Below are 21,691 nucleotides of genomic sequence, written 5' to 3' on the forward strand. Positions count from 1 at the left end.
AAACGGGAGCGCAAGCGTGCCAGCCGTGGTGTCGGGCGTCCAGCGAACCGCGATCGCCGCCATCCGCCGCTGCGGAGCGTCCGTCGGGCCGGCACATGGATTCGTGCCATCGCGCCGGCAGGCCCGCGATCGACACGACGCGCGAGCACGATGTCGGCACACCATCGAGCGACGCGATGCCGCACCTGTTTCGCATGCAACGAACCCGATGCGAGGCGCAGTGTTCCGCCGGTCGCGCCCGCTGTTCCGCCCGGCGCGCCAAAGCGGCCTTGTGCAGTGCGCAAACGCGCGCGTGCATCTGGAATAATGCCGGTCCCGCCGCCAGCACCGGATGTCGACGCGCATGACGCCCCTGAAGACCTCGTTCCCGAAGCAGGACATCCGCGTGGTGCTGTTCGAAGGCATCAGCCGCAGCGCGGTCGAGGTGTTCGAGGCCGCCGGCTACGACCAGGTGGAGCTGCTGCCGAAGTCGCTCGCGGGCCAGGACCTGATCGACAAGGTCGCCGGTGCGCACATCATCGGCATCCGCTCGCGCACCCAGCTCACCGCCGAGGTGATCGGGCAGGCGCGCAAGCTGATCACCGTCGGCTGCTTCTGCATCGGCACCAATCAGGTCGACCTCGACGCCGCCGAGCTGGCCGGCATCCCGGTGTTCAACGCGCCCTACTCCAACACCCGCAGCGTCGCCGAGCTGGTGCTGGCCGAGGCGATCCTGCTGATGCGCGGGATCCCGCAGAAGAACGCCGAATGCCACCGCGGCGGCTGGAGCAAGTCCGCGCTGGGCAGCCACGAGGTGCGCGGCAAGACGCTGGGGATCGTCGGCTACGGCCACATCGGCACCCAGGTGGGCGTGCTGGCCGAGTCGCTGGGCATGCAGGTGCTGTTCCACGACATCGAGGCCAAGCTTTCGCTCGGCAACGCGCGCGCGGCCGCGAGCCTGGACGACCTGCTCGAACGCTCGGACGTGGTCACCCTGCACGTGCCCGAGACGCCGGCCACACAGATGATGTTCGGCGCCGGGCAGATCGCGCGCATGAAGCCCGGCGCGCACCTGATCAACGCCTCGCGCGGCACCGTCGTCGACATCGACGCGCTGGCCGCCGCGCTCGACTCGGGCCAGGTGGGCGGCGCGGCCGTGGACGTGTTCCCGGTCGAACCCAAGGGCAATGACGACCGCTTCGAATCGCCCCTGGTGGGGCGCGACAACGTCATCCTGACCCCGCACGTGGGCGGCAGCACGCTGGAGGCGCAGGACAACATCGGCACCGAGGTCGCCGCCAAGCTGGTGCGCTACAGCGACAACGGCAGTACCCTGTCGGCGGTGAATTTTCCGGAAGTCACCCTGCCCGAGCACGCCGGCAGCCACCGCATCCTGCACATCCACCGCAACGTGCCGGGCGTGCTGTCGAAGGTCAACGAACTGTTCTCGCGCGAGGGCGTGAACATCGACGGCCAGTTCCTGCGCACCGACGCCAAGGTGGGCTACGTGGTGATCGACGTCGCCTCCAGCCCGGAGACCACCGCGCGCCTGCGCGCGGCGCTCAACGAGATCGAGGGCACGCTACGCACGCGGGTGCTGTACTGAGGCGCGACTGCCTGCGCGAGCGCGCCGAACGCGCGCCGACGTATGGGGTCGCTTCCGCTGCCGCGCCGGCGCACTCACCCGTCCGGAACGCACCGGGTGCTTGAATGCGGCGTCGCGCCTGCACGGTGCGACACCTGATCCGACTTACGGGGACCGCCCATGCCGCGCGCCGACACCGCCTTCCTGTTCGACCTCGACGGCACCCTCGTCGACAGCGTCTACCAGCATGTGCTGGCGTGGAAGGAGGCGCTCGACCGCGAAGGCGTGGACCTGTCGGTCTGGCGCATCCATCGCAAGATCGGCATGAGCGGCGGCCTGTTCACCAACATCCTGCTGCGCGAGACCGGGCTGGACATCACCGACGAGCGCCTGCAGCGCCTGCGCGCCTGGCACGCGGAGGCCTACAACCGCCAGGCCGCGGCCGGCGCCATCCGCCCCCTGCCCGGCGCCCCGGAACTGCTCGCCTTCCTCACCGCCGAGGGCATTCCGTGGGCGATCGCGACCAGCGGCCGGATGGAAACCGCCGCGCCCAACATCGCCGCGCTCGGCGTGGACCCGGACAAGGTGCCGGTGGTGACCCGCGACCAGGTGCGCTACGCCAAGCCCGATCCGGACCTGTTCCTGGCCGCCGCCGAGCGGCTGGGCGTCGACATCGGCCAGTCGCTGGTGATCGGCGACAGCATCTGGGACATGCTCGCCGCGCAGCGCGCCCGCGCCCTCGGCGTGGGCCTGCTCTCGGGCGGCTACGGCCAGGAGGAGCTGGAGCGGTCGGGCGCGTTCCGGGTCTATGCCGATCCGGCCGACCTGCTGCGCCACATCGACGAGGTGGCGGCGCGGCGCTGAGCCTTCACCCGCCGCACCGGGCGGGACGGCGGCGCGGGCTTGCGCCGCGTGGCGACCGGCGTTCGCGGGAGTCTCAGCCGTCCGCCAGCCACCGCTGCGCCATGCGCCGCAGGGAGGCATCGGCCTGCGCGTCGTCGCTGACGTCGCGGATCCCGCGCCAGGCCAGGTCGATCGATTCGGGACTCACCACGTAGCGCTCGTTGTCGCCGGCGTGCACCACGTAGCGCACGTCGTAGTGCCAGTGCCCCGGGACGTCGCGATGCTCTGGAATCCAGTGCCGGTCGAGGTCGAAGATCTCCGGATCCACGCGCAGGCCGGAGAGTCCGGACTCCTCTTCCGCCTCGCGCAGCGCCACGCGCGCCAGGTCGCGGTCGCCATCGGCGTGGCCGCCGGGCTGCAGCCACAGCCCCAGCTTGCGGTGGTGGGTCAGCAGCACGCGGGTGCGCGAGCGGTCGACCAGCCAGGCCGAGGCGGTGAAATGCCCCGCCAGCCGCGCGCGCAGGAACGGGTCCTCGGGGTCGCGCAGCAGTGCGGCGAACTCCACCGCCTGCGTGGCCTGCTCGGGCCTGCGCACCGCGTAGGCGGCGAAGGCCGCGTCCAGCGCGTCGAGCGCATGCGCCTCGTGGCTCGCCATGTCCGTCCCCGCCGGTTCCTGGAAACCTGTCATTCTCCCGCATCCGCTCGCGGGTTGTGCAGTGCATCACCGTTTGGCAAGGTAGCAACGGTAACCTTCGCCGTCGCGCCGCGCGGCTGTCGTCCACTTTCCAGGGGAGCATCGATGTCGAAGAGTCTGTTCAGGGTCAAGCCGGTCGAGCCGGCGCCGCACGTGGATGCGGGCGAACCGGTCGAGGGCTCCCTGCAGGGCGAAGCGACGCTCAAGCGCACCCTGACCGCCCGCCACCTGATCCTGCTGGGGATCGGTGCGGTGATCGGCGCGGGCATCTTCGTGCTCACCGGGCAGGCCGCGGCCAATCACGCCGGCCCGGCGATCATGCTCAGCTTCGTGCTCGCGGGCTTCGCCTGCGCCATGGCGGGCCTGTGCTATGCCGAGTTCGCGTCGATGATGCCGGTCTCCGGCAGCGCCTACTCCTACTCGTACGCGACCCTCGGCGAGTTCGTGGCCTGGTTCATCGGCTGGTGCCTGGTCCTGGAATACCTGTTCGCGTCCTCGACGGTCGCGGTCGGCTGGTCGGGCTACCTCGTCAGCTTCCTTACCACGACCCTGGGCGTGCCCTTCCCGGCGCAGTTCGCCTCGGCGCCCCTGGCCTGGGTGAACGGCGAGTTCGTCGCCACCGAAGGCCTGATCAACCTGCCGGCGGTGCTGATCGTCGCGGCGGTCAGCGGCCTGTGCTACGTGGGCATCACCCAGTCGGCGTTCGTCAACGCCATCGTCGTGGCGATCAAGGTCGCGGTCATCGCCGCGTTCCTCGGCTTCGGCGCCCAGTACGTCAACCCCGAGAACTGGACGCCCTTCATCCCGGCCAATACCGGCCCCGGCCAGTTCGGCATGGACGGCGTGTTCCGCGCCGCGGCGATCGTGTTCTTCGCCTACATCGGCTTCGACGCGGTCTCCACCGCCGCGGGCGAGGCCAAGAACCCGCAGCGCGACATGCCGATCGGCATCCTCGGTTCGCTGGCGGTCTGCACGGTGATCTACATCGCCGTGTGCGCGGTGCTCACCGGCATGACCCACTACACCCTGCTCAACACCGCCAAGCCGGTGGCGACCGCGCTGGAGGAAGTGCTCAAGGCCGATCCCGGCGCCAGCGTCGGCTGGCTGAAGACCGCGGTGGAGATCGGCGCGATCGCGGGCCTGTCCTCGGTCATCCTGGTGATGCTGATGGCGCAGCCGCGCATCTTCTATTCGATGTCGCGCGACGGCCTGATGCCGGCGATCTTCGGCAAGGTGCACCCGAAGTTCCACACGCCCTACGTCGGCACGATCATCGTGGGCATCGTGGCCTGCCTGCTGGCCGGCTTCATGCCGCTGAGCGTGCTCGGCGAGCTGGTCGCGATGGGCACGCTGGTCGCCTTCGCCACGGTCTGCCTCGGCGTGCTGATCCTGCGCCATACGCGCCCGGATCTCGCGCGCCCGTTCCGCGTCCCCATGTACTGGCTGATCTGCCCGCTCGGCGTGCTGGCGTGCATGTTCCTGTTCTTCCAGTCGTTCAAGGAGCACTGGGTGGTGTTCGTGCTGTGGACGATCGTCGGCCAGCTGATCTACTTCCTTTACGGCTACCGCAACAGCAAGCTCAACAAGGCCTGACGCGGCCTGCCCACCGGCGGCGCCGCGCGGCGCCGCCCTCCGTACGCCTGCGCAGGCCCAGCCTCCATGTCGGTAAGCACCGCAAAGAAGATCGGACCCGTGCTGGCGACCTTCGTGGTCGCCAACAACATGATCGGCTCGGGATTCTTCCTGCTGCCGGCGTCACTGGCCGAGATCGGCGGCGTGACCGCCTTCTCCTGGCTCATCGGCACCCTGATCGCGATGGCGCTGGGCGGTGCGTTCGCGCGGCTGGCGCGGCAGTACCCCGATCTGAATTCGCCCGACGACTACGTGCGGCCCGCGCTGGGCCGCGACATGGGGTTCCTGGCCACCACGCTGTACTGGATCTCGTCGTGGATGGGCAACAACGCGATCGCCGTGGCCGCGTTCGGCTATCTGGTGATCCTGCTGCCGATCGACGACAGCGGCAGCGTGCGCCTGGTCGGGCAGATCGCGCTGATCTGGCTGATGTTCGCCCTGAACCTGCTAGGGCCGCGCTCGATCGCGCGCTTCCAGTCGATGTGCGTGATCTTCGGCCTGCTGCCGGTGGCGATGGTGCTGGTCGCCGGCTGGGGCAGCTTCGACCCGCAGATCTACCAGGACAGCTGGAACCGGACCGGCGAGTCCGACGCGGCGGCCGTGTTCGGCCAGCTGGCGCCGGTGTTCTGGGCCTTCGTCGGCCTGGAGACCGGCGCGATGGTCGCCGGCGTGGTGAAGAACCCCGACCGCAACGTGCCGATCGCCACCCTCGGCGGGATCCTGATCGCCGGGGTGGTCTACCTGGTGTCCTCGGTGCTGATGATGGGGATCGTGCCGGCGCAGGAAATGGCCGCCTCGAGCGCGCCGTTCGCGCTGGTCGCCGGGCGCATGTTCGGCGAATGGGCGATCCCGCTGATCGCGGCCGCCGCCGCGCTCAAGGCCACCGGGACGCTCGGGGGCTGGATGCTGGTCACCGGCGAATCGGGCGCCCGCGCGGCCCAGCGCGGGTTCCTGCCGGCGGTGTTCGGGCGGTTGCGCGCGAACGGCGCCGCGGGCTGGGGGCTGTTCATCATCGCGCTGTCGATGACCGCCTTCGCGTTCCTCACCGTCGCGCCGACCGTGGGCGGGCAGTTCTCGCTGATCATCAACATGGTGGTCACGCTGGTGGTGATGGCCTACATCGCCGCGGGGCTGAGCCTGCTGTTCGGCACCCGCGAGCGCCCCTCCACCGCGGGCGACCGCGTCCTGGGGATGCTGGCGCTGGTCGCCTGCGGACTGCTGGTGTGGTCGACCGACGTCGACGTGCTGATCGGCGCGCTGGTGATCGCGCTGCTGGCCTGGGCCGCGTACCGCGGCTTCGCACGTCGAAGGACCACCGAGCGCTAGTCCGCGCGGGCGCCGCGGCGGGTGTCGGCCGGCACGGCTGCCGCTACACTGGCGCCATGGACTCCGCCGCCTCCTACGATCCCCAGGCCCTGCGCGACCGCGCCGCGCAACTGATCGCCAACGTCCGCGAGCTGTCGCAACTCGGATGGACGCCGGCGACCAGCAGCAACTTCTCCGCCCGCCTCGACGCCGGCCATGCCGCGATCACCGTCTCCGGCCGCGACAAGGGCCGGCTGGTGGAGGACGACATCATGGTGGTCGATTTCGACGGGCGCGCCGTCGGCAGCGCCCACCGCCCGTCCGCCGAGACCCTGCTGCACACCCAGCTCTACCGCCGCTTCGACGACGTCGGCTGCATCCTGCACACGCACTCGCGCCACCAGACGGTGGCCTCGCGCCTGTTCGCCGGTCCCGGCCACGTGCGGCTGGAGGGCTATGAACTGCTCAAGGCCTTCCGCGGCAACGAGACCCACGAAACCGCCATCGACGTGCCGGTGCTGCCCAACAGCCAGCACATGCCCACCCTCGCCGCCCAGGTCGACGCCCTGCTCGACCGCGGGCCGATGTGGGGCTACCTGATCGACGGCCACGGGCTGTACGCCTGGGGCCGCGACATGGCCGAGGCGCGCCGGCACCTGGAGGCGTTCGACTTCCTGCTCGGATGCGAGCTGGAGATCCGCCGGCTCGCCGTCGCGCGCTGACGCGAGCTCCGTTGCAGCGGCGCAACGCCCGCGTTGCGGCCGCATCACCACCCGCGGCCGGCGCAGCTGGTAGCCTTCCGTTTCCCCCGACGCCCCGTTGAGCCGCCCGCCATGAGCCGACTGCGCATCTTCTCCGACCAGGCCCCCGACACCCCCGAGTTCACCAGCCACGACGGCGACGAGATCGCGCGCGAGCTGGCGAAGATCGGCGTGCATTTCGAACGCTGGCAGGCCAGCCAGCCGGTGGCCGCGGGCGCCACGCCCGAGCAGGTCATGGCCGCCTACCGGGCCGACATCGACCGGATCTCCGCCGAGCGCGGTTTCACCACGGTGGACGTGATCAGCATCGCCCCGGACAACCCGAAGAAGGACGAGCTGCGCGGCAAGTTCCTCGACGAGCACTACCACAACGAGGACGAGGTGCGCTTCTTCGTCGACGGCTCGGGCCTGTTCACCCTGCACGTGGGCGAGAAGGTCTACGAGATCGAGTGCGTGAAGAACGACCTGATCGCGGTGCCCGACGGCACCACGCACTGGTTCGACATGGGGCCGGAGCCGCGGTTCGTGGCGATCCGCTTCTTCCAGCAGCCCGACGGCTGGATCGGGCATTTCACCGGCACCGACATCGCGCAGCGCTTTCCGCGCTACGACGTGCCGTCCGGGCGCTGAGCGCGATCGCACCGACCGAGCAGGCACGCATCCCGATGGCCAGTCCGCTGATCCTCACCGACATCGAGGGCACGACCAGCAGCATTTCCTTCGTCAAGGACGTGCTGTTCCCGTACGCGCGCCGCGAACTGCCGCGCTTCGTGCGCGAGCACGGCCAGGAGCCCGAGGTGCGCCGCTGGCTGGACCAGGTGGCGCTGGAGAGCGGCGGCCTGTGCCAGGACGCGATGATCGTCGAGACCCTGCAGGGGTGGATCGACGAGGACCGCAAGCACACCGCGCTCAAGGCGCTCCAGGGCATGGTGTGGTCGGCCGGCTACGCCAATGCGGATTTCACCGCGCCGCTGTATCCCGACGCGGCGGCCGCGCTGCGGCGCTGGCATGCCGACGGCCACGCGCTGGCGGTGTACTCGTCCGGCTCGGTGCCGGCGCAGAAGCTGCTGTTCGCGCACACCGACGCGGGCGATCTCACCGGGCTGTTCTCGGGCTGGTTCGATACCGCCGTCGGCGGCAAGCGGGAGGCTGCGAGCTACGCGGCGATCGCGCGCGAACTGGACACCGCACCCGACGGAATCCTGTTCCTGTCCGACGTGGTGGCCGAACTCGATGCCGCGCGCGACGCAGGGCTGCGCACCACCCTGATCGACCGGCGCGAGGACTATCCCCAGCCACGCACCGGCGCAGCCGCGGGCGGACACCCGCGCGCGACCGGCTTCGACGGCGTCGACCTCGCGGCGTGAGCGGCATGCGCGCCGCGCCGGATGGTGTCGCGGATCGCGGCAGCGGGGCGCGCGTCATCCTGGTCCTCGCGCTGGCATGGCTCGCGCTGCTGCAGGCGAGCGCTGCCACGGCGGATGACCTCCTTCCGACCGATCCGGACATCGCGCGCGACCGCATCCTGATCGACGCCCGCCTCGCGCAGATGCCGGCACAGCGCCCGGGCCAGGTCGACCTGTTCGCGCTCGCGTTCGCGGGCGACGGCCACGAGGACGTGTTCCGCAACGAGGCGGCCTATTTCGAGACGCTCGCCACCGCGCGCTACGGCGCCGCCGGACGCGCGCTGGCGCTGGTCAACCACCCCGACAGCCTGGACCGCAGCCCGCGCCCGCTCGCCACCCTCGACACCCTGCAGCACGCGCTCGACGGCATCGCCGCGCGCATGGATCCGGACGAGGACCTGCTGTTGCTGTTCCTCACCAGCCACGGCGGACGCGACCACGCGCTGACGGTGAGCCAGCCCGATCGCTTCGACGCTACCCTGTCGCCCGCGCAGCTGCGCGAGGCGCTCGACGACGCCGGCATCCGTCACCGCCTGCTGATCGTCTCGGCCTGCTTCTCCGGCGGCTTCATTCCGGAACTCGCCGCACCCGACACCCTGCTGATCACCGCCGCACGCCACGACCGGCCCTCGTTCGGCTGCGGCGATACCGCCAGCGCCACCTACTTCGGTCGCGCCCTGCTGGTGGAAGGCCTGAACCGCGACGGCGGCCTGCTCGACGCGTTCGACTACGCCCGGCGCCAGGTGGCGCGGCGCGAGGTGATGGAAGGCCACGAGGCCTCGTTTCCCCAGATCAACGTGGGCGAGCGCATCCGCACGCGGCTGGACGCCTGGGAAGCCGGGCTGGTGCGCGGACCGCCGTTGCCCTATCCGCATCCGCTGTAGCGCAGGGCGTCACCGGGGCGCGCTCCCGGCCGGGTCCACGGGCAGAGGCGACGCATCGCCGGCGTTGCCGACGGCGACAGCCCGGACGCACGCTAGGCGCGGCGCAGTCTCCGCGCCATGCGGCTGACCGCCTCCGCGCACGGCAGCGCATGCGACTTGGTCGCGTCCAGCCAGTGCGAGTGCCCCACCGGCGTCTGGCGCAGGCCCACCGCCTTCGACCAGCGGCGCATGCGGTGGTTGAACTGCATCGCGCGGGTCCAGCGCAGGGTCTGGTCGGTCTGGAAGAAGAACGACAGCGAGATCGACACGTCCTCGGCCCCGTTCTTCACGTAGTGCCCGCTGGTGTAGGGAATGTGCAGCGCGTCGCCGGGGCGGAAGTCGAACTTGACCGCGTGCTGGTCCAGTTCGTCGCGCCAGAGCGCGTCGATCGGCTGCCGGTCCATGTAGGCTTCGCACACGTCCACCGGCACGATGTCGGGTCGGAAATTCGGGAACACCGCCACTTCCTTGCTGCCGCGGATCTGCATCAGCACGTTCGAATAGCGGTCGAAATGGAACGGCGTGACCGCGTTGGGCGAGGCGATGAACAGCCAGATGCGCGGCTCGTGGATCGTCTTCGACTGCCCGCCCTGGCGCAGCAGCGCCGTCATTTCGCGGCACAGGTCCGCGTACAGGTCGCGGAAGGCGGGATGCGTCTGCGGATCGCTCACCGCGATGTACGAGTTGCCGCCGCGGATCGTCTCGATGGTTTCCGCCAGGCCCAGGCCGTTGCGGTGCTCGACGTGTGCATGGTCGAAGTTGATCCGCAGGTCGGCCAGCCCCTTCGAATACCGCACCTGGCCCGGCGCCAGCTCCGGCAGCACCTTCGCCAGGCCTTCGATGGCGAGCGCGGGATGATCCAGCAGCGCGTGCCGGAACTTGAACGGCGCACGGTCCAACTGGCCGGCGGGCAGCCCGTCGGCGAAGCACTTCGACATGTGGTCCCCTGTGGCGATCGCCGCGGCGGCGGTGTTCGCATCCGGAAGCGAGAATCCGGAACCAGGTCACGATATCCCGGCGTCGGCCCGACGGCAAGCCGTGCAAAGCCGGTCAGCGAACCGGCGCGTCCTCCAGCCGGTACCAGGTACTCGCCCGCGACTCGCGTCCCGCCTCGTCGACGCTGCGCACCTCGACGCGATGGCGACCGGGCGCCAGGTGCGTCGGCAGCGCGCCGCGCCACAGGTGGGTGGAAGGCTCGGCCTCGGGCGAACGGTCGAAGCTGCGCAGCGCGTCGGCGAGGTCGTCGCGCACGTTCTCGACCAGCAGTCGCGGATCGGGCGCATGGGTGCGATGCATCGGCGTCCATTCGCCATCGTCGACGCGGTACTCCACGCGCGTGCCGGCGTGGCCGAGGAAGACGTTCGCGTAGGCGCCCCAGGCCGGATAGGCGCCGCGCCGCAGCCGCTTCGGCGCATGCAGGGCCATGGCATCGGTGCGGGACGGGTCGTCCGCCAGTCGCGCGGTCGGATGCCAGGCCAGCCCGTAACCACCCTCGTGGCTCACCTGCATCGTGGCGAATCCGCGCGGCGTGCCGTCGGCCATGGTCGACACGGGAATGCCGTCGTCGTCATCGATCCCCGACCAGTAGGCGCCGCTCATCGCGCCGACGTTGAACTCGCGCAGCGGCAAGCCGCCCTGCCAGCCGCTCCCGGGTCCGTGGTCGACCATGCGCTGGGCATGTCGATGCCCGCTCAGCAGCAGCACGTTCGGGAAGGGCTGCAGGAGTGCGAACAGGCGCTCGCGGTCGTGCAGGCGCAGGCTCGGCGGGCGACCCGCGGCGGCGGTGTCGAACCACGGGATGTGGGCGGCCACCACCAGCAGGCGATGCGGATCGAGCGTGGGCAGCAGGCGGGCGAGAAAATCGAACTGGTCTTCGCGCAGGCCGCCGACATAGGCCGGGCGCCCGCCCGGTTGCGCGACCACGTTGTCGAGCAGGACGAAGTTCGCTTCGCGTTCTTCCCATGCGAAGGTGTCGGGCCCGAACACGCGCCGGTAGGTCGCCAGCGAATCCTCGTCGCCGGATGCCGACGGATCGAGATCGTGGTTGCCGGGCAGGTGCAGCCACGGCACGCCGAGCGAGGCGGTGGCGCGGATGAGGTCGGGATACAGCGAGAGGTCGTCGTTGGCGATGTCGCCGAGGGTGAGGCCGAGCGCCGCGTCGCGGTGCGGACGCAGCGCACGCGCCACGACCCGGCCATAAAAGCCGACCTCGCGCGGCGTCCCCGCCTGCGGATCGCTGCTCACCACCACCTTCAGCGGCCCCGGCCCACGCGTCTGCGGGCGCAGCGCGAAGTCGCACGCGTGCGCATCCCCGGCGCGCCAGAACGCGGGCAACCCGTCGCCGCCGGGTGCGACGGCGAACCCGGCCGGCTTGATCACGAACCTCGGCGTGGTGCCCGGCGCCAGGCCGCGCCAGCGGCCCTCGCCATCGGTGGCCACGATCGCGCGGCCGTCGGACACGCGCACCCGCGGCAGCCCGGCCTCGGTCGACTGGCGCATGCCGTCGCCGTTCGCGTCGAGGAAGACCGACCCCTGCACGCAGGCGACGGCGGGCCCCGACCCGCACAGGGCCAGCAGTGCCACGAACCACATGCGATGACGCACCTTGACTCCCGCTGCCTCCACCATGTCCCATTATGAACGCCATTGGCGTTACCCCTGATGGCCGAGCTGGGGTGAGGGACAGGCGTTCGCAGATGGAATCCGCAACGGACCGGGGCATGCGATGACGACGACGTGGCGCTGCCTGCTGGTCTGGCTGCTGCTTGCGTGTAGCCTGCCGGCCTTCGCGGGGCCGGCCCTGGACCTGGCGCCCGACGCCCGCGATGCCGCGCTCTCGCCGCACCTGAGCTACCGCCACGACGCGACCCGCGCCGACCGCCCGCAGGACGCATGGCGCCGGATCGAGGACGGCGGCTTCGCCGCACTGCCGGGCGGCAAGGACGCCTTCGGTTTCCAGCGCGGCGCGTTCTGGTTCCACGCCACCGTCGTCAACCGCAACCCGGGCGAACCGCGCTGGCTGCTGGTACAGGAGTATCCACTCAGCGACCGGCTGGACCTGTTCGTCCGCTATCCCGACGGACGCGTGGTGCACCACGTCGGCGGCGACCACGTGCCGTTCGCGGCGCGCAGCGTGCGCTACCGGCATCCGAACATGCTGCTGGACCTGCCGACGGATACCCCCGTGCAGCTGCTGCTGCGGGTGGAAAGCGAGAGTTCGATGCAGGTGCCGCTGCACCTGTACACGCCGGCCGCGTTCACCGAGGTCTCGCGCGATGCGCAGCTGGCGATCGGGCTGTACTACGGCATCCTGCTGGCGCTGTTCTTCTACAACCTGGTGCTGTGGCTGTCGCTGCGCGACGCCAGCTACTTCTGGTACCTGTGCCACATCACCGCGTTCGGACTGGTGCTGTTCACGCTCAACGGCCTGGGCTTCGAGTACCTGTGGCCGGACTCGCCGTGGATGGCGGACCACATGGTCCCGATCTCGATCTGCCTGGCGCTGGTGGCGATGCTGCAGTTCGCGCGCACCTTCCTCGAACTGCCGCAGCGGGCGCCACGCCTGAACGCGGGCACGATCGCGCTGATCGGGTTCTTCCTCGTGTTCGGCGTGGCCTCGGTATGGCTGCCGTACCGGATCTCCACCCCCGTCGCCTCGCGCGCGGTGCTGGTGGGCGTGCTGTGGATCGTGCTGGTGACCATCCACGTGCTGCGCCGCGGCTACACGCCCGCGCGCCTGCTGCTGCTGGCCTGGTCGATGTTCCTGCTGGGCACCGCCATCTTCACCCTGCTCGCGTTCGGGGCCCTGCCCAAGAATTTCGCCACCGAATACGGCGTGCAGATCGGTTCGGCGCTGGAGATGCTGCTGCTCTCGATCGCCCTGGGCTACCGCTACGCGCAGCTGCGCAACGAGAACCAGCGCATCACCGACGAGGCCAACCGCCGGCTCGAGCGCAGCGTCGCCGAGCGCACGCAGGAGCTGCAGCAGGCGCTGTCCCAGCTCCGGCACGCGCACGAGAAGCTGCAGGACTCCAGCCGCCGCGACGCGCTCACCGGCCTGTACAACCGCAGCTTCTTCCACGAAGGCTTCGACCGGCTGCTGGACGAATGCCGCCAGGCGCGGCGCCCGCTGTCGCTGCTGATGGTCGACCTGGACCACTTCAAGTCCATCAACGACCGCCACGGCCACCTGGTGGGCGACGACTGCCTGCGCTGGGCCGCGCGCCGCATCGGGCGCAGCCTGCGCCCGCACGACGCGTTGCTGGCGCGCTTCGGCGGCGAGGAGTTCGTGGTGGTGCTGCCCAACCACGACCTGCGCGGCGCGGTCGCGGTCGCCGAGTCGGTGCGGCGCAGCCTGGTCGATGGCGAATTCGAATCGCAGGGCACGCAGCTGCGGATCTCCGCCAGCATCGGCGTGCACACCATCGCGCCCGATGCGCCCGACGACATCGACGACGCGCTCGACACGGCGGACAAGGCGCTGTACGCGGCCAAGGCCAACGGGCGCGACTGCGTGCGGACTTCGATCACCGCGGCGTAGCCGCCGGTGGCGTTGCCGGCTCAGCGACGGCGCGTCGCCAGCGTCGCCTCCACGTCCGCCAGCCCCAGGCCGCGCGCGCGCAGCAGCACCAGCAGGTGGAACAGCAGGTCCGCGCCCTCGCCCAGCAGCGCCTGGTCGTCTTCGGCGATCGAGGCGAGCGCGGTCTCCACGCCCTCTTCGCCCACCTTCTGCGCGATGCGGCGCATGCCGCCGTCGAACAGGCGCGTGGTGTAGCTGCCCTCCGGACGCTCGACCGCACGACGCTCCACCAGCGCCGACAGTTCGGCCAGGACCGAGCCGGGCGCCGCCGGGAAGCAGCTCTCGCGCTGCAGGTGGCAGGTGGGGCCGTTCGGGTGCGCGAGCACCAGCAGGGTGTCGCCGTCGCAGTCCACGTCCACCGAGACCAGGTCGAGTACGTGTCCGGAGGTTTCGCCCTTGGTCCACAGCCGCCCCTTGCTGCGGCTGAAGAAGGTGACCCGGCGCGAGGAGAGCGTGGCGTCCAGCGCGGCGCGATCCATGTAGCCGAGCATCAGCACGCGCAGCGTGCGCGCGTCCTGCACGACGGCCGGCACCAGGCCGTCGCCCTTGTCCCAGTCGATGCCTTCGGGTGCCGGTGCGGCCGCGGTCGTCGCCTGCTCAGTCATTGCGCACCTCCACGCCCTGCGCGCCCAGGAAGCGCTTAAGTTCGGGAATCCGGATCCTGCCGCTGTGGAATACGCTGGCGGCGAGCGCGCCATCCACGTCGGCTTCGCGGAACACGGCCTCGAAGTGTTCCGGCTCGCCCGCGCCGCCGGAAGCCACCAGCGGCACGGCGCAGAGCGCGCGCACCGCGCGCAGCTGCTCGAGGTCGTAGCCGCGGCGCACGCCGTCGCTGTCCATGCAGTTGAGCACGATCTCGCCCGCGCCCAGGCGCTGCGCCTCCACCACCCAGTCCAGGGTGCGGACCGACGGTGCGCGCATCCGGTCCGGATCGCCGGTATGGGTGCGCACCCGCCACTGCCCGTCCGGCTCGCGGATCGAGTCCACGCCGACCACCACGCACTGCACGCCGAAGGCCTCGGCCAGTTCGCCGATCAGCGCCGGGCGCTCCAGCGCGGGCGAGTTGATCGAGATCTTGTCGGCGCCGGCATGCAGCACGGCGCGGGCGGTGTCGACGTCGCGGATCCCGCCGGCGACGCAGAACGGGATGTCCAGCCGCGCCGATACCCGCTCGACCCAGCCGCGATCGACCGAGCGCTGCTGCGGGGTGGCGCTGATGTCGTAGAAGACCAGTTCGTCCGCGCCCTCGTCGCGATAGCGCAGCGCGAGCTCGACGATATCGCCCATGTCGACGTGGTCGCGGAAACGCACGCCCTTGACCACGCGGCCGTCGCGCACGTCCAGGCAGGGAATGATGCGTCGGGCGAGCATCAGCGCACGTCCGCGGCCACGCGCGCCAGCGCCTGCGGCAACTCCAGCCGCCCCTCGAGCAGCGAGCGGCCCAGCACCACGCCGGCGCAGCCGGTCGCGCGCGCGGCGAGTACGTCGTCGAGGTCGCGCACGCCGCCCGAGGCCTGCAGCTCCAGCGCCGGCACCGCGTCGACCAGCAGCCGGTACAGGTCGAGGTTCGGGCCGGTCATCATGCCGTCGCGGGTGATGTCGGTGCACAGCAGGTGGCGCAGGCCGTGGGCGGCGTAGCGGCGGGCCATGTCCTGCAGGGTGCCCGCCGCGGTCTCGGTCCAACCGTGTACCGGCAGCCGCCAGGTGCCCTCGCGATCCTGGCGGGTGTCCAGGGCGATGGTCAGGCGCTCGCTGCCCAGCGCGTCGAGCCAGCCGCACACGCTGTCGGCCTCGCGCACGGCCAGCGATCCGATCACCACGCGCGAGGCACCGGCATCGAGGATGCGCTGCACATCGTCGCGTGCGCGCACGCCGCCGCCGGTCTGCACCTGCAGGCCGGTGTCGCGGACGATGTCGGCGACCAGCCCGAGCAGGGTGTAGCCGCCGGCGCGCGCGGCGTCCAAGTCCACCAGGTGCAGCCAGCGTGCGCCCTGCGCGGCGTAGTCGCGGGCGAGCGCGAGCGGGTCGTCGCCGTAGCGCGTCTCCTGCGCATAGTCGCCCTGGGCCAGCCGGACCACGCGGCCGTTGCGCACGTCGATCGCCGGATACAGGGTGTAGGGCCGGGTCATGCGGGCTCCATCGACAGGAAATTGTGCAGCAGGCGCGCGCCCGCGGCGGCGGAGCGTTCGGGGTGGAACTGGGCGCCCATGACGTGGCCGCGGCGCACCACTGCGGCGAACGGCGCGCCGTGTTCGCTGCTGGCGATGCAGTCGACGGTCACCGGCGCGGCGTAGCTGTGCACGAAGTAGGCGTGCGCGCCGTCGGCGATCTCCGCCAGCAGCGGGTCGTCGCCGCGCCGCTGCAGCCGGTTCCAGCCCATGTGGGGCACGCGGATGCCCTCGCCCGCCGGCAGGCGCCGCACCGTGCCGGGCAGCAGGCCCAGGCACGGCGTGTCGTCCTCCTCCGAATGCTCGAACAGCAGCTGCGCGCCGACGCACACGCCCAGCAGCGGCTGGCGCAGCGCGCGCAGGGTGTCGACCAAGCCCAGCTCGCGCAGCCGGCGCATCACCGTGGCCGCGGTGCTCACGCCCGGCAGGATCACGCGGTCCGCGGCGAGGATCTCGTCCGCCGTCGTGGCCAGCGCCGCCTCGACTCCCAGCCGCTGCAGCGCGTACCGCACCGAGCCGAGGTTGGCGCCGCCGGCGTCGACCAGCACCACCCGCATCACAGCACGCCCTTGGTGCTGGGCAGCTCGGCGCCCTCGCGTCGCACCGCCATCCGCAGCGCGCGCGCGAAGGCCTTGAAGCAGGCTTCCACCTTGTGGTGGTCGTTCTCGCCCTCGACCCTGAGGTTGAGGTTGAGCGCGGCGGCATCGCACACCGAGCGGAAGAAGTGCTCCACCAGCTCGGTCGGCAGGTCGCCCACGCGCTCGCGCCGGAACGTGCCGTCGAACACCAGGTACGGCCGGCCGCCGAAATCGAGCGCCGCGCTGGCGAGCGTCTCGTCCATCGGCAGGGTGAAGCCGTAGCGGGCGATGCCGCGCTTGTCGCCCAGCGCCTCGCGCAGGGCCTGGCCGAGCGCGATGCCGGTGTCCTCGACGGTGTGGTGCTCGTCGATGTGCAGGTCGCCCTCGGCGCGCACGCGCAGCGCGATGCCGCCGTGCTTGCCGATCTGGTCGAGCATGTGGTCGAAGAACGGCAGGCCGGTGGAGACCTCGGCATCGGCGCCGCGGTCAAGGTCGAGATCGACGGTGATCCGGGTTTCCTTCGTGTCGCGCTGGACGCGCGCACGCCGCGGCGCGTCGGCCAGCTCGTGGGCGATGCCGGCCCAGTCCCACTCCCCGCCAAACTGCTCCGTGCGCAGCTGGAACCCGCGGATGCCGAGGTTGCGCGCGAACTGCAGGTCGGTCTCGCGGTCGCCGACCATGGCGGAACGGTCGAGGTCGATGCCGCGGTCGCGCAGGTAGTGCTGCACCAGCCCGAGGCCGGGCTTGCGCGTGGGCGCGTTGTCGGCCGGCCAGCTGGCGTCGACCAGCACCTCGCGGAACACGATGCCCTGGCTCTCGAACACCTGCAGCATCAGGTCGTTCGGCCCGTCGAAGCTCGCGCGCGGGTAGGCCTCGCTGCCCAGGCCGTCCTGGTTGGTGACGATCACGAACTCGAAGCCAGCGTCACGCAGCCGGAGCATCGCCGGAATCACGCCGCGGACGAAGCGCAGCTTCTCGTAGGCGTCGATCTGGAAATCGGCCGGCTCCTCGATCAGGGTGCCGTCGCGGTCGACGAACAGGATCTTCGTGCCCATCAGGCAGCCCCCCGCGCCCGAGGCGCGTCGGCCAACCGCTCGGCCTGGGCCGACAGCACCTCGAGCACCCGCGCGTTCTGCTCGGGCGTACCGATGCTGATGCGCAGCGCGTCGCCGAGCCCGAAGCCGGACCGCTGGTCGCGGACTACGATGCCCGCCGCCAGCAGCGCGTCGAACGCGGCGCCGGGATCGTCGAAGCGGACCAGGAGGAAATTCGCATCCGAGGGATACACGCGCCGCACGCCCGGCAGCGCCTGCAGCGCCACCGCCAGCTGCGCGCGTTCGCTGCGCACGACGCCCACGCGCGCGCAGGTCTGCCCGCGTGCCTCGGCACCCAGGCCGGCCAGCGCCATGGCGGCGCACGGAGTGGGCACCGGGTACGGCGCCTGGCAGCGGCGCAGGGCGGCGATCAGCGCCGGATCGCCGAGCGCGACGCCGATGCGCGCCGCCGCCAGCGCATGCGCCTTCGACAGCGTGCGCAGCACGACGAGATTCGGCAGCGCGTCGAGCATCGTGGTCGCCGAGGGGCCGTCGGCGAATTCGCCATACGCCTCGTCCACCACCACCAGCGCGCGACCGTCGAGCAGGCGCGTCAGGGCATCGATCTCGGCCAGCGCAATCGCGGCGCCGCCGGGATTCGAGGGCGAGCACAGGAACACCAGTTTCGCCCCGCGCGCCACGGCCGCCTCGCCGATGGCCGCGATGTCGGGCACGAGCCCGGCCTGCGGATCGTCGCGCAGCGGCACCTCGACCAGCGGCGCGCCCTGCAGCCGGGCGCTCACCGCGTACATGCCGAACACCGGCGGCGTCACCAGCACCGCGTCGCGGCCCGGGGCGCAGGCGGCGCGCACCAGCAGGTCGATCGCCTCGTCGCTGCCGCGGCCCACCAGCACACGCTCGGGCGGCACGCTGTACAGCTCTGCCAGCGCATCGCGCAGCGCCGCCGGCTGCGGGTCGGGATAGCGGCGGCAGCTGCCGTCGCCATCGGCGGCGTTCGGCCACGCCGACTCGTTGGCGTTGAGCCAGATCTCGCCGTCCAGCGCCTCGCTGCGCGCGGAGCTGTAGCCCGCGAAGTCGCGCAGGTCCTCGCGCAGCAGGTCGGTCACGCGGCTCATGCGGCCTCCCGCGAGCCGGGCGCCGCGCCGCGCTGCAGGCGCAGCCGCACCGCATTCGCGTGCGCCTCGAGCCCCTCGGCTTCGGCCAGGGTCACGGCACAGGCGCCGATGGCGGCGATGCCCGCGGCGCTGGCCGACTGCACGGTCACGAAGGTCTGGAAGCTGGCCACTGACACGCCGCTGTAGGCGCGCGCGGCGCCGTTGGTCGGCAGCACGTGGTTGGTGCCGCTGCAGTAGTCGCCGATCGCCTCGGGCGTGAAGTCGCCGAGGAACACCGAGCCGGCGGCCGAGACGCGGTCGAGCCAGGCGCGCGGTTCGCGCAGGGCCAGGATCAGGTGTTCGGGGGCGTAGGCGTTGCTGATCACGAAGGCCTCTTCGAGCGCGTAGACCCGCACCAGCCGCGAACGCGACAGCGCCTGGCGCGCGATGCCGGCGCGCGGCAGCACGGCGAGCTGGTCCTCGAGCGCACGCTCGACGCGGTCCAGCAGGGCCGCGCTGTCGCTGAGCAGCAGCACCTGCGAATCGGGGCCGTGCTCGGCCTGCGACAGCAGGTCGGCGGCGACGAAGCCGGCGTCGGCCCCGTCGTCGGCGATCACCAGCACTTCCGACGGACCGGCCGGCATGTCGATCGCGGCGATGCCCGCCTGCGCGACCTGCTGCTTGGCTTCGGTGACGTAGGCATTGCCCGGGCCGTACAGCTTGGCGCAGCGCGGCACGCCGCCGGCGCCGAAGGCCATGGCCGCGATCGCCTGCGCGCCGCCCAGCACGAACACCCGCTGCACGCCGGTCGCGCGGGCCGCGAACAGCACCGCCGGATCGGCGCTGCCGTCGCGCCGCGGCGGCGTGCACAGCACGGTCTCGCGGCACCCGGCCAGGCGCGCCGGTATGCCGAGCATCAGCGCGGTTGACGGCAGCGGCGCGCTGCCGGCCGGCACGTACAGGCCGACGCGGTCGATCGCGCGCACCACGCGCTCGCACACCACGCCCGGCGCGGTCTCGACCGCGTAGCCCTGCACCATGCCGGCGCGATGGAAGCGCTCGATGCGCTCGGCCGCCTCCACGATCGCGGCCTTCAGCGCCGCGGGCAGCGCGGCCTCGGCCGCGGCGAACGCGGCCTCCCCGACTTCGAACGTATCCGGGTCGACTCCGTCCAGGCGCAGGCTGATGGCGCGCAGCGCGGCCTCGCCACCGGTACGGACCTCCTCGATCAGCGCGGCCACGGTGCCCCGCACCTGCGCCGCGACCGACTGCACCGGGCGCTGCAGCGCCGCCGCGCGCGCATCGGCATCGAGCGCGGACCACTCCAGCCGCTGGGCAAGGGATGCGCTCATGCCAGCATCCTCTCCACCGGCACCACCATCAGCCCGCGCGCACCGGCGCGCTTGAGGTCCTCCAGCCGCTGCCAGGTCATCGCGCCGTGGCACAGCGCCTGCAGCGCCAGCGTGTCCGCGCCGTCCACCTGCAGAACCGTCGGCGCCTCGGCGTCGGGCAGCATTTCCAGCAGGCCCGCGACTTCGTCGCGGCGCGCCTGGAACAGCAGCAGGCGGCTGTCCTTCAGGCGCAGCACGCCGTCCAAGCGCCGCAGCAGCATCTGCGCCAGCTCGCCGCGGATGTCGGCGAAGGGCTGCACCGGCCCGGCCAGCACCGCCTCGCTGCGCATGATCGTCGCCACCGGCTTGAGCTGGTTGGCCAGCAGGGTGCCGCCGCTGGAGACCAGGTCGCAGACCACGTCCGCCTGTCCCAGCCGCGGCGCGATCTCGACCGAACCCGACAGCATCACCACGCTCGCGTCCACCTGCTGCGCGGCGAGCCAGCGTGCGAGCAGGCCCGGGTAGCTGGTGGCGATCCGCTTGCCCTGCAGCTGCTCCGGGCCGTCCCAGTCCCAGGCCTCGGGCACGGCGATGTCCAGCCGGCAGCCGCCGAAACCGAGCGGCCGCACTTCCTTCGATACCTGCGGCTTGCCCTCGCCCTCGCGCAGCGCCGCCTGCTCCTCGAGCACGTTGCGGCCGACGATGCCGTAGTCGCAGACGCCGTCGGCGAGCAGCCCCGGGATGTCGTCGTCGCGCACCAGCAGCAGGTCGACCGGCAGGGTCTCGCCGTAGCAGAACAGCTTGTCGCGGCTTTCGCGCCAGGACAGGCCGCACGCGGCCAGCAGCGCGCGCGCCGGATCGCTCAGGCGACCGGACTTCTGGATGGCGATGCGCAGGCGATCGCGCGCCGCGGGGACGGCCGTGGGACTCATGGGAACTTCCTCAATGGCCCGGCGCGAGCCGGGGGTACTGGCGCCGGACCGCGGCCGCGTAGCCGCCGGCGCCATGCTCGAGCGTGCGCGCCACCCGGCCGATGGTGGTCACGCTGACCAGGGTGCGCTCGTGGATCTCGCGGTACGGCACGCCCTGCAGCAGCATCGGCACCACCCGCCAGCGGTCGGCCATGGCTTCGAGCTCGGCCGGCGTGCACAGGTCGCGCAGGAAGGCCGCGGCCTCGTCGGCACGCTCCAGGCCGGCGAACGCCTTCGCCAGCGCCCGGAACGAGGCGTCGGCGTCGGACTCCGGCAGGGGTTCGATGCGCTGTTTCATGGCCGCATAATGTAATAGCGCGTTATTACATTAGTCAACCCGGCCCGGAACAGGGTCCCCGGTCGCCGCCCGGCCAGAGTGCCCATGCCGGGCTTTCCGCTCCGCCCGCGGCGAAGCCCCCCGTCAGTCCGCCCGGCTCCGATGCGCGGTCAGGCTCCAGCCCGCCACCACGCCGCAGAGCGCGCCGGTCCAGGCCATGAACACCCGCGTGCCCAGGAAATTGGGGTCGTGGATCTTCGCCAGCGCGATCCGCGCATACACCGGCGACTCGAGCTTCACCGCGCCGAGGTAGAACAGGTTCCAGCTGTCGATGCCGGCCGCGATGGCGATCGCACTGACGCAGGCCCAGCCGATGGCATGCGCCTGGCTGAAGCCAGCCCGACGCGCGATCCAGTTCCACGCGAACCACATCGCCAGGCCGATCAGCAGCGCGATCAGCGCTGCCTCGAACACGCCTGCCCAGCCGAAGTGCAGCGGCAGGTTCAAGCG

22 protein-coding genes are annotated in these 21,691 nt (G+C 71.6%); 9 read left to right on the forward strand and 13 right to left on the reverse strand.

What is annotated here, in order from left to right:
* Positions 1 to 343: 343 nt before the first annotated feature.
* Positions 344 to 1,585, forward strand: a complete 1,242-nt coding sequence (gene serA / locus QFW80_RS02030; RefSeq protein ID WP_280599380.1) for a phosphoglycerate dehydrogenase — start codon at positions 344 to 346, stop codon at positions 1,583 to 1,585.
* Positions 1,586 to 1,744: 159 nt separating this feature from the next.
* Positions 1,745 to 2,428, forward strand: a complete 684-nt coding sequence (locus QFW80_RS02035; protein WP_280599381.1) for an HAD family hydrolase — start codon at positions 1,745 to 1,747, stop codon at positions 2,426 to 2,428.
* A 73-nt stretch (positions 2,429 to 2,501) separates the two neighbouring features.
* Here QFW80_RS02035 and QFW80_RS02040 read toward each other — a convergent pair whose 3' ends face one another.
* Positions 2,502 to 3,095, reverse strand: a complete 594-nt coding sequence (locus QFW80_RS02040; protein ID WP_425603483.1) for an NUDIX hydrolase — start codon at positions 3,093 to 3,095, stop codon at positions 2,502 to 2,504.
* 111 nt (positions 3,096 to 3,206) lie between these two features.
* Between QFW80_RS02040 and QFW80_RS02045 the strand changes: the two genes are divergently transcribed.
* From QFW80_RS02045 to QFW80_RS02070, 6 genes are all read left to right on the forward strand, one after another.
* Complete coding sequence (locus tag QFW80_RS02045; protein WP_280599383.1) at positions 3,207 to 4,694, forward strand: amino acid permease; 1,488 nt, start codon at positions 3,207 to 3,209, stop codon at positions 4,692 to 4,694.
* Positions 4,695 to 4,760: 66 nt separating this feature from the next.
* The gene (locus tag QFW80_RS02050; protein WP_280599385.1) at positions 4,761 to 6,059 is read left to right on the forward strand and encodes an amino acid permease; all 1,299 of its coding nucleotides are present in this window, start codon (positions 4,761 to 4,763) and stop codon (positions 6,057 to 6,059) included.
* A 56-nt stretch (positions 6,060 to 6,115) separates the two neighbouring features.
* Entirely contained in the window at positions 6,116 to 6,760 is a 645-nt protein-coding gene (locus QFW80_RS02055; RefSeq protein ID WP_280599387.1) for a methylthioribulose 1-phosphate dehydratase, read from the forward strand.
* A 111-nt stretch (positions 6,761 to 6,871) separates the two neighbouring features.
* Entirely contained in the window at positions 6,872 to 7,429 is a 558-nt protein-coding gene (locus tag QFW80_RS02060; protein WP_280599389.1) for a 1,2-dihydroxy-3-keto-5-methylthiopentene dioxygenase, read from the forward strand.
* Positions 7,430 to 7,464: 35 nt separating this feature from the next.
* On the forward strand, positions 7,465 to 8,166 hold the full coding sequence (mtnC, locus tag QFW80_RS02065) for an acireductone synthase (RefSeq protein ID WP_280599390.1): 702 nt from the start codon (positions 7,465 to 7,467) through the stop codon (positions 8,164 to 8,166).
* A 5-nt stretch (positions 8,167 to 8,171) separates the two neighbouring features.
* The gene (locus QFW80_RS02070) at positions 8,172 to 9,089 is read left to right on the forward strand and encodes a C13 family peptidase (RefSeq protein ID WP_280599915.1); all 918 of its coding nucleotides are present in this window, start codon (positions 8,172 to 8,174) and stop codon (positions 9,087 to 9,089) included.
* 92 nt (positions 9,090 to 9,181) lie between these two features.
* Here the strand turns inward: QFW80_RS02070 and QFW80_RS02075 are convergent, their stop codons facing one another.
* Together QFW80_RS02075 and QFW80_RS02080 are read right to left on the reverse strand one after the other, a co-directional pair.
* The gene (locus QFW80_RS02075) at positions 9,182 to 10,066 is read right to left on the reverse strand and encodes a cupin-like domain-containing protein (RefSeq protein ID WP_280599392.1); all 885 of its coding nucleotides are present in this window, start codon (positions 10,064 to 10,066) and stop codon (positions 9,182 to 9,184) included.
* 112 nt (positions 10,067 to 10,178) lie between these two features.
* Positions 10,179 to 11,720 carry a calcineurin-like phosphoesterase family protein gene (locus QFW80_RS02080; protein WP_280599394.1) on the reverse strand — a complete coding sequence of 514 codons (1,542 nt, stop codon included), beginning with the start codon at positions 11,718 to 11,720 and terminating at the stop codon, positions 10,179 to 10,181.
* Positions 11,721 to 11,853: 133 nt separating this feature from the next.
* Here QFW80_RS02080 and QFW80_RS02085 point away from each other — a divergent pair, with 133 nt between their 5' ends.
* Entirely contained in the window at positions 11,854 to 13,668 is a 1,815-nt protein-coding gene (locus QFW80_RS02085) for a sensor domain-containing diguanylate cyclase (RefSeq protein WP_280599395.1), read from the forward strand.
* A gap of 20 nt (positions 13,669 to 13,688) precedes the next feature.
* Here QFW80_RS02085 and hisIE read toward each other — a convergent pair whose 3' ends face one another.
* The 10 genes from hisIE to QFW80_RS02135 all read right to left on the reverse strand — a co-directional run bounded on the left by hisIE (position 13,689) and on the right by QFW80_RS02135 (position 21,688).
* The gene (hisIE, locus tag QFW80_RS02090; RefSeq protein ID WP_280599397.1) at positions 13,689 to 14,312 is read right to left on the reverse strand and encodes a bifunctional phosphoribosyl-AMP cyclohydrolase/phosphoribosyl-ATP diphosphatase HisIE; all 624 of its coding nucleotides are present in this window, start codon (positions 14,310 to 14,312) and stop codon (positions 13,689 to 13,691) included.
* A complete protein-coding gene (hisF, locus tag QFW80_RS02095) occupies positions 14,305 to 15,078 on the reverse strand; it encodes an imidazole glycerol phosphate synthase subunit HisF (RefSeq protein ID WP_280599400.1) in 774 nt (257 codons plus the stop codon). Before hisF ends, hisIE begins: the two co-directional genes overlap by 8 nt.
* Positions 15,078 to 15,836, reverse strand: a complete 759-nt coding sequence (hisA, locus tag QFW80_RS02100) for a 1-(5-phosphoribosyl)-5-[(5-phosphoribosylamino)methylideneamino]imidazole-4-carboxamide isomerase (protein WP_280599402.1) — start codon at positions 15,834 to 15,836, stop codon at positions 15,078 to 15,080. The genes hisF and hisA overlap by 1 nt, the downstream gene beginning before the upstream one ends.
* On the reverse strand, positions 15,833 to 16,435 hold the full coding sequence (hisH, locus tag QFW80_RS02105) for an imidazole glycerol phosphate synthase subunit HisH (RefSeq protein ID WP_280599404.1): 603 nt from the start codon (positions 16,433 to 16,435) through the stop codon (positions 15,833 to 15,835). Before hisH ends, hisA begins: the two co-directional genes overlap by 4 nt.
* The gene (gene hisB / locus QFW80_RS02110) at positions 16,432 to 17,508 is read right to left on the reverse strand and encodes a bifunctional histidinol-phosphatase/imidazoleglycerol-phosphate dehydratase HisB (RefSeq protein WP_280599406.1); all 1,077 of its coding nucleotides are present in this window, start codon (positions 17,506 to 17,508) and stop codon (positions 16,432 to 16,434) included. Before hisB ends, hisH begins: the two co-directional genes overlap by 4 nt.
* Positions 17,508 to 18,623, reverse strand: a complete 1,116-nt coding sequence (gene hisC, locus QFW80_RS02115; protein ID WP_280599408.1) for a histidinol-phosphate transaminase — start codon at positions 18,621 to 18,623, stop codon at positions 17,508 to 17,510. The genes hisB and hisC overlap by 1 nt, the downstream gene beginning before the upstream one ends.
* Positions 18,620 to 19,954 (reverse strand): histidinol dehydrogenase, encoded by a 1,335-nt coding sequence (gene hisD / locus QFW80_RS02120; protein ID WP_280599411.1) that lies wholly within the window; start codon positions 19,952 to 19,954, stop codon positions 18,620 to 18,622. The genes hisC and hisD overlap by 4 nt, the downstream gene beginning before the upstream one ends.
* On the reverse strand, positions 19,951 to 20,865 hold the full coding sequence (gene hisG, locus QFW80_RS02125; protein WP_280599413.1) for an ATP phosphoribosyltransferase: 915 nt from the start codon (positions 20,863 to 20,865) through the stop codon (positions 19,951 to 19,953). The genes hisD and hisG overlap by 4 nt, the downstream gene beginning before the upstream one ends.
* 10 nt (positions 20,866 to 20,875) lie before the next feature.
* Positions 20,876 to 21,202 carry a YerC/YecD family TrpR-related protein gene (locus tag QFW80_RS02130; protein WP_280599415.1) on the reverse strand — a complete coding sequence of 109 codons (327 nt, stop codon included), beginning with the start codon at positions 21,200 to 21,202 and terminating at the stop codon, positions 20,876 to 20,878.
* A 123-nt stretch (positions 21,203 to 21,325) separates the two neighbouring features.
* Positions 21,326 to 21,688, reverse strand: coding sequence for a hypothetical protein (locus QFW80_RS02135; RefSeq protein WP_280599416.1), 363 nt, complete (start codon positions 21,686 to 21,688; stop codon positions 21,326 to 21,328).
* Between the last annotated feature and the right edge of the window lie 3 nt (positions 21,689 to 21,691).

Source organism: Luteimonas rhizosphaericola, assembly GCF_029888045.1.
GTDB classification, from domain to species: Bacteria; Pseudomonadota; Gammaproteobacteria; order Xanthomonadales; family Xanthomonadaceae; genus Luteimonas; species Luteimonas rhizosphaericola.